Annotated in this window: 11 protein-coding genes; 5 read left to right on the top strand and 6 right to left on the bottom strand. The window is 65.0% G+C overall.

The genetic code is table 11. The annotated features are described in order from the left end of the window. Positions 1-133 precede the first annotated feature (133 nt). The 4 genes from WBQ44_RS01970 to WBQ44_RS01955 all read right to left on the bottom strand — a co-directional run bounded on the left by WBQ44_RS01970 (position 134) and on the right by WBQ44_RS01955 (position 5772). Positions 134-2236 carry an SLC13 family permease gene (locus tag WBQ44_RS01970; protein ID WP_495565059.1) on the bottom strand — a complete coding sequence of 701 codons (2103 nt, stop codon included), beginning with the start codon at positions 2234-2236 and terminating at the stop codon, positions 134-136. 100 nt (positions 2237-2336) lie between these two features. Then, positions 2337-3221 (bottom strand): pseudouridine synthase, encoded by an 885-nt coding sequence (locus WBQ44_RS01965; protein ID WP_495565058.1) that lies wholly within the window; start codon positions 3219-3221, stop codon positions 2337-2339. Next, on the bottom strand, positions 3214-4056 hold the full coding sequence (gene trhO, locus WBQ44_RS01960; RefSeq protein WP_495565057.1) for an oxygen-dependent tRNA uridine(34) hydroxylase TrhO: 843 nt from the start codon (positions 4054-4056) through the stop codon (positions 3214-3216). Before trhO ends, WBQ44_RS01965 begins: the two co-directional genes overlap by 8 nt. A 42-nt stretch (positions 4057-4098) precedes the next feature. Continuing rightward, the gene (locus WBQ44_RS01955) at positions 4099-5772 is read right to left on the bottom strand and encodes an alkaline phosphatase D family protein (protein ID WP_495565056.1); all 1674 of its coding nucleotides are present in this window, start codon (positions 5770-5772) and stop codon (positions 4099-4101) included. Between the two features lie 116 nt (positions 5773-5888). On the opposite strand from WBQ44_RS01955, the gene WBQ44_RS01950 reads away from it, so the two are divergent. Then, entirely contained in the window at positions 5889-7412 is a 1524-nt protein-coding gene (locus WBQ44_RS01950; RefSeq protein ID WP_495565055.1) for a cryptochrome/photolyase family protein, read from the top strand. Between the two features lie 53 nt (positions 7413-7465). Beyond that, positions 7466-7954 (top strand): GbsR/MarR family transcriptional regulator, encoded by a 489-nt coding sequence (locus WBQ44_RS01945; RefSeq protein ID WP_495565054.1) that lies wholly within the window; start codon positions 7466-7468, stop codon positions 7952-7954. A 12-nt stretch (positions 7955-7966) separates the two neighbouring features. Here the strand turns inward: WBQ44_RS01945 and WBQ44_RS01940 are convergent, their stop codons facing one another. Then, positions 7967-9016 (bottom strand): iron-siderophore ABC transporter substrate-binding protein, encoded by a 1050-nt coding sequence (locus WBQ44_RS01940; protein WP_495565053.1) that lies wholly within the window; start codon positions 9014-9016, stop codon positions 7967-7969. 127 nt (positions 9017-9143) lie between these two features. On the opposite strand from WBQ44_RS01940, the gene WBQ44_RS01935 reads away from it, so the two are divergent. Both WBQ44_RS01935 and WBQ44_RS01930 read left to right on the top strand, forming a co-directional pair. Then, positions 9144-9956, top strand: a complete 813-nt coding sequence (locus tag WBQ44_RS01935) for an SDR family NAD(P)-dependent oxidoreductase (RefSeq protein WP_495565052.1) — start codon at positions 9144-9146, stop codon at positions 9954-9956. Continuing rightward, positions 9953-10447 carry an SRPBCC family protein gene (locus WBQ44_RS01930; RefSeq protein WP_495565051.1) on the top strand — a complete coding sequence of 165 codons (495 nt, stop codon included), beginning with the start codon at positions 9953-9955 and terminating at the stop codon, positions 10445-10447. The genes WBQ44_RS01935 and WBQ44_RS01930 overlap by 4 nt, the downstream gene beginning before the upstream one ends. On the opposite strand, the gene WBQ44_RS01925 is transcribed toward WBQ44_RS01930, so the two are convergent. Further along, on the bottom strand, positions 10438-10950 hold the full coding sequence (locus tag WBQ44_RS01925) for a mycothiol transferase (protein WP_495565050.1): 513 nt from the start codon (positions 10948-10950) through the stop codon (positions 10438-10440). The genes WBQ44_RS01930 and WBQ44_RS01925 overlap by 10 nt on opposite strands. 97 nt (positions 10951-11047) lie before the next feature. Here WBQ44_RS01925 and WBQ44_RS01920 point away from each other — a divergent pair. Next, positions 11048-11355: alcohol dehydrogenase catalytic domain-containing protein (locus WBQ44_RS01920; RefSeq protein ID WP_495565049.1), on the top strand; the 308-nt coding region annotated here is incomplete at its 3' end.

The raw sequence follows: 11355 nt of genomic DNA, 5'->3' as shown, positions 1-11355 counted from the left end.
GCACGCCGCACGCCCGACGCAATCGCCGCGGCCACCGACTCGGCGCAGAGGGACTCCTTGAAACCGCTCGGGGCTACGAGGATTCGGCGAGGTACACGAACAGACATGGTTGTCTCCTTGGATAGGTGGCGAACTAGGACGAGTACAGGGGTAGACCGAGAGCAGGCCACACCCAGAGAGAGAACAAGAGGATCAGCGCGATGGACACCGGCGCCAACGCAGCGGAGAACCGGAGCAGATGGGCACCGGAGTAACCGGGTACCGTCTCCGACGCGGCGAACAGCGCGACCGGTTTGGCCGAGCTGGTCAGGGTCATGCAGAACCCTGCCGCCGCGGTCGATGCGAAAGCCGCTGCTGCAGGGTCGATTCCGAGTGCCGGCGCCGATGCGACCACGATCGGGACGAGCACCGCCGATCGAGCGGACCGGGACTGCACGAAGAGGTGGGCGAGCAACGAGACCACGACCACTGCGGCGACGAACACCGTCGCCGCCGACGTACCCGCCGTACGGATCGGCTCGAAAACGACACCGGCGAACCACTCCGCCGCACCACTGGTGGTGAGTGCGACGCCGAGGCACAGCGTCGCGGCCATGAAGAGCAGCAGCGCCCACGGAATGGTCTTGATCGCTGCGGGCAATGTCGTGGCGCCCATCCTGGGAGCGGACGCGATCAGGGCGCCGATCATCGCCACGATGGCCGGGTCGACACCGTGCACGGGTTCGCTGCACCACGCGGCGACCACGATACCAAGCAGGGCGATCATTCGGCGCTGCGGCCGCGTGAGGGGTCCGGATGCGCCTGCGTCGTCGAACATGTTGCGGGTCAACGCCAACGGGGTTGCGCGTTCGGATCGGTCCGTGAAGATCGAGAGGGCGATCTCGGCAGCTGCGTGCGACCAGAGAAGCGCCAACGGTAGCCCGAGCATCATCCACGTCAGGAAGTCGATACCGGAACCCGTTGCAGTGCGGAGTATTTCGCTGGTGATCAGATGGGCTCCGGCACCGAGCAGCGATCCGATGGCCGAGAACAGGATGACAGCGGGAAACACGATTGCCAGTGCCAAAACCAGTGCGGGTCGCGCACGCAACGCCGTCGCCAGCGCGAGGAAGACGGGAAGTGCCAATGCTGCTCTCCCCGACGTCGCGGGGATGGCAAAGGTGGTGACGAGCAGGACGAACGTGACGAGGTGGACCAGCTGCCGTGGGGACCGCGCCACCGTGAGCACACGGGCCGCCACCCGCGCCGAAAGACCACTGGCCGTGACCGCAGCCGCGATGACGAACGAGCCGACCAGAAGCCAGATGACGGTGTCACCGAGCGTGCCCGTGAACGTGTCTGCGTCGACGGGCCCGAGCACCACGAGCGACAGCGCGGCGCCGAGCGCAACGTAGGTGTCGTCGATCGGTGCGAAGATCCACGCCCACACTGCCACGGCGAACACGACAAGCGTGACGACGGCGTCCGCGGACAGCTCGCCCGCCGCACCGGCCATGATGACGCGCCCGCACACAGCCATCACCACTGCACCGCTGATCGATGTCATCGCCGACGGCATCGGTACGCGGACCCGGCTACCGCTCACGATGAAGTGCACAGCGCCGGCGAGCACGATCAGGCCGACTGCGCCGGCAACCGCCGTGGTGAGCATCGTGCGATGGACCTCGGCGCGGGCGGACTCGGTGAACGTGACCGCGAACAAAGACCCTCTCGTACCGTCGGGCCCGTCGACGTCCACCCTGACCCACCGCATCGGACCCGCCGCGGTGTCGACGACACCCGCCTGATCTTCAGCGGTCGGAAACTCGATCAGCGACGGATTTTGCTCGACTGCCTGTTCGAGGTCCCCACTGGGCGCGCCGACGACTTCGCCCCCGACAACCCCGAACTTCTCGCCTGGTCGACTGTCGAGGTACGCGCGAAGCAGACCGGCAACCCCGTCGAATGGCACCGATGTGGTCGGATCGACACCTCCCGATGCGAACGCACGGAAACTTTCGATGCCCTCGGCGATCTCGGTATCCGCACGAGCGTCGACATCGCGCAGCAAATTCGCGTACGCCAACAGCGAACCCACGACGAGGATCACCGTCGTCACGGCCATGATGACCGCGGTTACCTTCCACCGCGTCGGCGTCGACCCCCGGGTGTCCGGTGCCTGCGGCGCGATGGGCGCCGACAGTTCGGCCACCGTCATGGTTGGGCGCCGTGTTCGGAGCGGACTGGCTGTGTGCATGACAGCAACTCTGACCGCCGACCATGACACGGCCATTGGAACTAGATGAAGGTTCTTTCATCTAGTTCCAATGGCCGTGTGCCGATTCGCGGGCGCCGGCTCAGCCCGCCAGGTGCCGTCTGCTCTCGAAGCGTCGGCGCTTGCCGGTGATCGGGTCGTCGAACTCCACTGCCCGAGCGAGAAGTTGTAGCGGATTGCCGAAGTCGTCTGCTGCAGCATGGGTGTTCACGGGGTAGTACGAGTCGCCTTTGATAGCAATACCCAACGACGACAGATGGATTCGCAGCTGATGCGTCCGGCCGGTCACGGGAAACAGGCGGTAGCGGGCCCACTCCCCCATCGTCTCGATCAATTCGACTCTGGTTTCACTGTTCGGCTCGCCCGGCTCTTCACGAGCGACCATGACACCGTGCTCCTTGACTATTCGACTGCGCACGACCCGCGGGAACTCGAGCGCCGGATCGTAACCCGCCACGGCCTCGTACTCCTTGAGAACTGCACGCGCACCGAACAATTCCTGATACGGCCGTCGAAGCTCCCTCGCGCGAGTGAAGATCAGCACGCCGGCCGTCGCGCGGTCTAGTCGATGCGCGGGCGTTACATCCGGGCAGTCGAGCAGTCGCCGCAGCCGAACCGTCGCTGTTTCCGTGACGTGCATACCCCGCGGAATTGTCGCGAGGAAGTGAGGTTTGTCGACCACGACGATGCCGTCCCCGTCGTAGAGGATGTCTAGCTCGAACGGCACCGGCACCTCGGGTGCGGGTTCACGATAGAAATACACGAAACGACCAGCAGCGTAACGTGATTGCGCGTCCCACCGTCGACCCTTCTCGTCGACCACATCGCCCACTGCCATGGCCGTCGGCCAATCGTCCGCGGGGTGTTCTCGCTGCAGGTACCCCAGCACGGTGGCAGCCGATTCACCGTGCGGCAACCTGATTCGCAGGGGTGCCAGCCCGTTTCGGTGCTCGCGCGGTTCAGGCACAGTCGACGCACACGAGGCGGAGCCCGCGACCGGCGTCGCCGTCGAAATCCTGGTAGCGGGACGTGGGGTTGCCGCATACCGAGCAGGTGGAGATGACGGACGTGTGATCGGAAAAACCGAGGGCCATTCGCTTGTCGAACACGAACAACGAGCCTTCCCACAGTGCGTCGTCGCCGTAGGTTTCGCCGTAGCGAACGATGCCGCCGTCGAGCTGATAAACCTCTTCGAATCCGCGCGAACGCATCAGCGACGACAGCACCTCGCAGCGGACACCGCCGGTGCAGTAGGTGACCACGGGGCTCTTCTTCAGATGGTCGAACTCACCGGACTCGAGCTGCTCCACGAAGTCGCGAGTGGTGTCGACGGCCGGTACGATCGCGTTCTTGAACTTGCCGATCTCGGCCTCGAACGCGTTACGTCCGTCGAAGAACACCACGTCGTCACCGCGTTCGTCGACCAGACGATGCACCTGTTCGGGACTCAGATGCACCCCTCCGCCGACAACCCCGTTCTCGTCGACCTTCAGCTCGTGCGGGGCGCCGAAGGTAACGATCTCCGGACGAACCCGCACGCTCAGCCGAGGGAAATCGTCGCCGAGACCATCCGACCACTTGACGTCCGCGTCGCGGAACGGTGCATAGCTGCGGGTACCGCGAACGTACTTCTTGACGTCGCCGACCTCGCCGCCGACCGTGGCGTTGATGCCGTGCTCGGAGATCAGAATGCGCCCGGTCAGGTTGTTGGCCTCGGCCAGCGTGTGTTGCCACAGCCGCACCGCCTCGGGATCGGGCAGCGGGGTGAACACGTAGAACAGGACGATTTTGGGTACAGCCACTCGCCCAGTATGCCGTGTTCGAAAAGTGTCGCTGTGGCGCGACTAAGTACGCACGGGGAGGGGAGCGGGCTGGACGCGGGCCACACCGTCGGGGACGGTGAACCCGGCACCCCAGTAGACGCCCGTCAGCGGATCTTCCTTGGCGTCGAGGTACCAATGGTCCATCTGCACTCCGGACGGGGTCACATCGAGCACACCGAAACCATGACTGTCGAGTTCGACGAAGCGCACATGCCTGTTCAACGTCGTCAACGCAGCCTCGGCCACGCGTCCCAACGTGTGCGGCGGGGTCTTGGTGAGGTCGTCGACGTTGGCGGACGACACGGAGGTGACGACGAGCTCCGTCGCGACGGCACCCGTCTCGAAGTAGCGGGCTGCATCCTGCGGAACGTCGCACGCCCACGACGAGTGAATGTCTCCGGTGACGAACACGGTGTTGGTGACGCCGTTGTCCGCGATTGCGCTGAGCAGCTTCTTGCGGTCGGCGGTGTACCCGTCCCACGGGTCGGCCATGTACGGCACACCGGCCTCGGGGATACCGAGCAGACCCGTCAGTGCGCGCGCTGCTTCGCTCTCGAGCGGAGGCAGCAGAATGGGGGTGATCATCACCGGATTGCCGACGATCTTCCATCTGGTCGGCGAACTGACGATGCCGTCGGTGAGCCACTGCATCTGGTCGCTGCCCGTGATGGTTCGGTTGGTCGAATCGATCTCACTACCCTGCGTCGGGGTGACCTGCTTGGACCGATACGTCCGCAGGTCGAGCATCGACAGCTCGAGCAGGTTGCCGAATCGCAGGCGCCGATACAGATGACGGTTCTGCGGTGAACCGGCGACACGCACCGGCATCCATTCGAAGTAGGCCTGCACCGAGTTGGCCTTGCGCACGTTCCACGGCCCCTCCGTCTCGGGCTGATGGTTCTCGGCGCCGCCGTCGTAGGCATCGTTGGCACTCTCGTGGTCGTCCCAGGTGCAGATCCAGGGAACCCCGAGGTGCGCGGACCGAAGGTCCGGATCGCTCTTGTACTGGCCATGGCGAATCCGGTAGTCGGCGAGACTGACGATCTCGTGCACCGGGTCGTGCTGACGGACGACGCCGTTCTTACCCGCGAATGCACCGGTGCGGTACTCGTACAGGTAGTCACCGAGGTGCACGATCGCATCGAGATCGGTGCGGGCCGCGAGATGGCGGTACGCCCCGAAGTAGCCCGACTCCCAGTTGGAGCATGAGACGACGCCGAACCTGATGCGGTCGACGTCGGCATCGGCGGCGGGAGCCGTACGGGTGGTTCCGACTGCTGACTGCGTGCCCGAGGCCGAACCGTCGAGCACCTCGAAGCAGTAGTAGTAAGTGGTGGCCGGCGACAGACCGTCGACATCGATCTTCACGGTGTGGTCATTGTCGACGCCCGTGGTGGTGGTGCCGCTGCGCACGAGCGAGGTGAGCTCGCGATCGGTGGCGACCCGCCAGCGGACGGTCGTCGTCGGGCCCTTGCCCGAACCCGGCGTCGCATCGGGCGTCGGAGTGACCCGCGTCCACAAAATCACAGCATCGGGCGTCGGATCGCCGGACGCGACACCGTGCGCGAACGGAGCAAACTCTTCGCCCTGAGCGTGGGCGACGGCCGGCAGGGCCGACGCGGCGCCGGCGGCAGCAATTGCGACGGACGAGCCCTTCAAGAAGCCTCGTCTGGACACTGCCTGTCTCACGGTCACCGAGCCAGTCCATGCGAACTTCGGGCTGCGGTCAAGTCGGGCTGGCCACCGGGGGTGAGTGTTCACCTACGTCTTCCGGTGTTTGCTGACGAATCGAAGAGAGCACCCTCCCAGGCATGACCTCCCCGGCTTCGCAGTCGCCGTCCCCTTCTACACCCCTTCCGTCTACACCGCTGTGGCTGTTCGGTGATCAATTGGGACCGCACTTTCACTCGACTGCCGAGCACGAGCAGCGGGATGTCCTGCTGATCGAAAGTGCGGCCGTACTGCGTCGACGACGTTTTCATCGACAGAAGCTTCACCTGCTGCTCTCGGGCATGCGGCATCTCGCGGACGAACTGGGAGACCGCGCCACCTACTTGCGCACCGAGACCTACCGGGAGGGTCTCGCCGAATTCGGCCGGCCGGTGCTCGTGTACCAGCCGACATCGCATGCAGCCGAACGCTTCGTGAACCGACTCAGCGACGAGGGCCTCGTCGTCGACGTCCTGCCGACCCCGATGTTCGCGCTCGCTCGCGCCGATTTCGAGGAGTGGGCGGGCAACCGTCATCAATTCCGGCTCGAGACGTTCTACCGCGATCAGCGTCGCCGATTCGACATCCTGATGTCCGGAGACGATCCGGTGAACGGTAAATGGAACCTCGACGAGGAGAACCGCGAGCCACCCCCGAAGAAGCAGGCGAAGCTCGGCGTCGACGCCCCGTGGTGGCCGACCGAGGACTCGATCGACGACGAGGTGCGCCGCGATCTCGATGCCATGGAACTCGACACCGTCGGGCAGGACGGTCCGCGGTTGTTCGCCGTCACCGCAGACGAAGCGCAGCGCGCCCTCGAGCATTTCGTTGCGTACCGCCTACCTGATTTCGGCAAGTACGAGGACGCCGTCATGACCGAGGATTGGACGATGGCGCACTCGCTGCTGTCCGTCCCGCAAAACCTCGGACTTCTGCAGCCGCTAGAGGTGGCGGAGGCTGCGGAACGGGCGTGGCGTGACGGCGATGCACCTCTCGCGTCCGTCGAAGGCTTCGTTCGTCAGATCCTGGGGTGGCGCGAATACGTCTGGCATCTGTATTGGCACTTCGGGCCGGAGTACGTCGACCGCAACGAATTGAACGCGCATGTTCCCCTGCCGAAGTGGTTCACCGATCTCGACGGCGACGAGCCGATCGCCGCCTGCCTTTCGCACACGGTGAAGGAACTGCACGACCGCGGCTGGGTGCACCACATTCCGCGGTTGATGATCCTGGGAAACTTCGCGTTGCAGCGCGGCTACGACCCCAAGGCGCTCACCGAGTGGTTCGCCACGGCGTTCGTCGACGGGTTCGCCTGGGTCATGCCGGTCAACGTCATCGGGATGAGTCAGCACGCCGACGGCGGACTCATCGCAACCAAGCCGTACGCCTCCGGCGGTGCGTACATCAACCGAATGACCGACCACTGCGGCGGGTGCGAATACAACCCGAAGAAGCGCCTGGGCGCCGATGCTTGCCCGTTCACCGCGGGCTACTGGGCCTTTGTGCATCGGCACCGAGATCGACTGGCGCAGAACCACCGTACCGCGCGTCAGGTGACGTCGATGAATCGATTGTCGGACCTCGACCAGGTACTCGAGCAGGAGGCTCGCCGCGAATCCATCTGACCGAAGTCGTGGAACAATCGCGGACGAAATCTCTCCGGCGAAAGGGAAGCGCAATGGCGGAGAAGGGGCCGGCAACACCTGACGATTTCGCCGAGTGGTTCACGAACCGTTTCGCGGACTACTGGCAGTCCGGCGGCGCCTCCCGCATCGAGGGCCGGATCGTCGGCTACCTGCTGATCGACGAGTCTCCCGGCGTCAGCGCAGCCCAGTTGGCGGAAGCGCTCGACACGAGCCGAGGATCGGTGTCGGGCTACGTGCGACGCCTGATCGCCCGCGGGTTCGTCCAGCAGGTTCGTAAACCGAAGGACCGAGTACATTACTACGTGATGGACGCCGACGTGTGGGGCGGCTTTCTCGAGAACGAACATGCCTACCTGGAGAACCAACGCTCGCTCGCCACCGCGGCGCTCGAATACGCCGACCCGGGCGGGCCGGCGTATCTCCGAGTGCTCAACATGCGGGATTACATGGGGTGGATCATCGACAACCGTATGTTGCGCAGCGAGTGGAACCGGTTCAAAGCGGAGCGGGACTCGCGCTGACGCAGCGGGCCGTCAGTTCAGCTTGGCGACAGCGTCGTCGATCATCGGGACGTACTGCTCGAGCGCCCACGGCACCGTCAGCGGATTGATGATCGAACTGCCGGTGACGAACGGCTGATCGGTGGGCGCGACCACCGATCCGCGTCCGATCGCGGGGATCACGTTGTAGGCGGGTTGAGCTTCGGTCTCGCGCCTGTTCTCCGGATCCGAGTAGAAGGTGAAGATCAAGTCCGAGTCGTTCAACTTGTTCGCGTTCTCGAGGCCGATGACGGCCGAGTCCGTGCCCGCGACTTCTTCGAGCGTATTCACCACCGGGTCCACCTGCAGGCCGAGCGCACGGACCATCGCCACGCGTTGCTCCTCGGCGAGAAACACGCCGAGCGTCCCCGGGCCGGTGTTGTAGATGTACGAGAACGTGACGTCGCTGTACTCCGGGTGCGCGGCGGCAGCGTCGGCGAAGCGGCTCTTGATCTTGTCGATCTCTTCCGCGGCCCGCTCCTCCTCACCCATCGCCTTGCCGATGACCCCGATCTGGTCCTCCCAGGTGATGGTCCACGGCTGCTCCTCGTAGGCGACGACGGGAGCGAAATCGTTCAACGCGTCGAACTGCTGCTGGGTGATGCCGGACCACGGGGCGAGAATCAGGTCGGGGTCGAGCGCGAGGACGGCCTCGACGTTCAATTCGGTTCCGCCGGTGAACTGTTCGGGCAACCGATCGGCCGGGACAGCGTCGTAAATCCACGGCAGATAGCCGGATTCGTCGGAACCCCAGGGGTATTCCTCGATACCCACGGGGACGGTGCCGAGCGCGATGGCCGTCTCCGCCGAACCCATCCCGAGCGTCACAATGCGCTCGGGCTTCTCGCTGATCACTGCCCGCCCCAAAGCGGAGTCGATGGTGACCGTCTCGAAGTTCTCGTCCGCCACACTCTCGTCCGCCACACTCTCGTCCGCCACATTGGGGGCGGCGCCGTCTTCCGACGAGCCACACCCCCCGACCAACAAAACTGCAGCCAAGAAGCCTGACAACACCGCGGTGCGTCGGAGAGAAGCGAAGCGCATCGAAAGCCTTTCCGAGGAATCAATCAGTCGAGCAGTGATCGAAGCCTAGGCTTACCTACATCAAAATTTCAAACGCTCTGAAACTTCGCTCAGGATCTTGGAATGATGCTGCCGCTACGGTGGAGTCATGAGCCTTCCTCGCCCAGCACCCGACCGAACCGCAGTCGTAACCGGAGCGTCCTCCGGGATCGGCGAAGCCATCGCTCGCGAACTCGTCGGCCGCGGGCACGGCGTCACGCTCGTTGCGCGTCGAGCCGAGAAATTGACCGCCCTCGCCGAGGAACTCACCGCCCGCGGCGTACGCGCCGAGGTACTCCCCGCCGACCTCGCGAAGCGGTCCGACCGCGCAGAACTCCTCGGCCGGATCGAAGCGCTGGGATTGATTCCGGACGTGCTCGTCAACAACGCCGGATTGTCCACCCTCGGCCCCGTCGCCTCTTCGGATCCCGAAGCCGAGATGAACATGATCGAGGTCGACGTCGTCGCCGTCGCGGACCTGTGCAGCAGGTTCCTGCCGGGGATGACCGAGCGCGGACGTGGAGCCGTGCTGAACGTCGCATCGACCGCGGCGTTCCAGCCGCTGCCAGGCCAGGCGGGCTACGGAGCCGGAAAAGCCTTCGTCCTGTCGTACACGCAAAGCCTCGCGGGCGAGCTGTCCGGCACCGGAGTGAGCGCCACCGCCCTCTGCCCGGGACCGGTGCAGACCGGGTTCGGTGAAGCCGCCGGCTTCGGCAAAGGTGACGCCGAGGCAGCGTTGCCGTCGATCATGTGGGTCTCGGCCGAGGATGTCGCCAAGACCGCCGTCAACGGCATGGCCAAGGGTCAGATGGTGGCGATACCGGGTACTGCCAACCGCGTCGGAGCAATCTTCGCGCAGGTGACACCGCGATCGGTGCTCGTGCCCATCCTCGCTCGTATCCACCCGGGCCTGAAGAAGTGACGCGCGAATTCACCGTCTCCGACAGCGTCGTCGTCGGCGCCGACCCCCGGACGGTGTACGACGCGATCAGCGATCCCACCAGGATGGGCGACTGGAGCCCCGAAAACCGCGGAGCGGTGGTGCACGATCCGCGTGAAAGCGCCTATGTCGGAATGACATTCGATGGTCGCAACAAGCGCGGCAGAGCACGGTGGATCACCCGCTGCACCGTGACGGTTGCCGACCCGGGCCAGGCGTTCGAATTCACCGTCCACGCAATCGGAATCAAGACTCCCCGCCTCCGCGGCGCCAACGCGACGTGGCGATACGACTTCCGCGCCGTCGACGGCGGCACCGAGGTGACCGAGACATGGACCGACGATCGCCGAAAGTGGCCCGACGCACTGGCCTCGGTGTTCGACAAGATCGTCACCAGCGGCAAGACCTTCCCGCAGTTTCAGCGCCGCAACATCGAGAAAACGCTCGACAACCTACGCAGGCACTACGCCTGAGCGCGGGTGAACATGCCGAGCAGATAGGCCGCCTGACCGGCGTGCTGTAGATCGTCCGCGACAACCGACACCAGACGGACACCGAGCGTGACGGGCGGACTCCAGTTCTCGTCCACCACACGGCCCAGGTCTTCGGCGGCCAGCGAGCCGATGTAGGCGACGGTTTTCGCGTGCACGGCATCGAGATAGTCACGCAGAAGGTCTGCACCCGCCGACACCCGACCGACGTCGTCCGCGCTCTGCCCGTAGCCGATTTCACCGTCGTCGAACGGCAGGCCGAACCGGTCGTTCCAGCCGTCCGCCGTCCACACCTGCTCGCTGCCCGCCACCCCGGCAATATGGTCGTCCTGCACCCGCGTCAGGTGCCACACCAGCCATGCGATGGTGTTCGCCTCGGGGTCCGGACGGTAGGTCAACGCATCCGTAGGAATGTCGTCCAGAGTGTCGTGAACGACGCCCCTGATCCGCTCGAACGCATCGATCAATACTTCTGCGTGGTTCAAGGAAGACCCCTTCGTAGTGCCGGCCGAACAGCTGTCCGCGAGGGGTACATACCCGGCAACGGAATTTTGACCACCCGTGGACGGGTTGCACCACAGCATGAAGGCAATCACATACTCCCGAACCGGCGACTCCTCCGTACTGAACCTCGTGGAACGTGACATCCCCGAGCCCGGCCCCGGTGAGGTACGGGTGAAAGTCGTGGTCTCCGGCGTCAACCCCACCGACTGGAAGAGCCGAAGCGGCGCCACCGGGCAGCTGGCATTCGACGAGGTCGTCCCCAATCAGGACGGGGCAGGAATCGTCGACGCCGTCGGCACCGGAGTGGACGGCCTCGCCGCCGGTGACCGTGTGTGGCTGTACCTCTCCCAGCACGGACGACCCACCGGAACCGCTCAGGAATACAC

Origin of the sequence: Rhodococcus sp. (in: high G+C Gram-positive bacteria), assembly GCF_049591685.1 — a bacterium.
Classification (GTDB): Bacteria; Actinomycetota; Actinomycetes; order Mycobacteriales; family Mycobacteriaceae; genus Rhodococcoides.
This window is presented reverse-complemented; position numbering and strand designations above follow the sequence as displayed.

Excerpts from the sequence above, each read along its gene's own strand:
- WBQ44_RS01970 (WP_495565059.1), bottom strand. The coding sequence starts at position 2,236 with ATGCACACAGCCAGTCCGCTCCGAACACGGCGCCCAACCATGACGGTG.
- WBQ44_RS01950 (WP_495565055.1), top strand. The coding sequence starts at position 5,889 with ATGACCTCCCCGGCTTCGCAGTCGCCGTCCCCTTCTACACCCCTTCCG.
- WBQ44_RS01945 (WP_495565054.1), top strand. The coding sequence starts at position 7,466 with ATGGCGGAGAAGGGGCCGGCAACACCTGACGATTTCGCCGAGTGGTTC.
- WBQ44_RS01940 (WP_495565053.1), bottom strand. The coding sequence starts at position 9,016 with ATGCGCTTCGCTTCTCTCCGACGCACCGCGGTGTTGTCAGGCTTCTTG.
- WBQ44_RS01935 (WP_495565052.1), top strand. The coding sequence starts at position 9,144 with ATGAGCCTTCCTCGCCCAGCACCCGACCGAACCGCAGTCGTAACCGGA.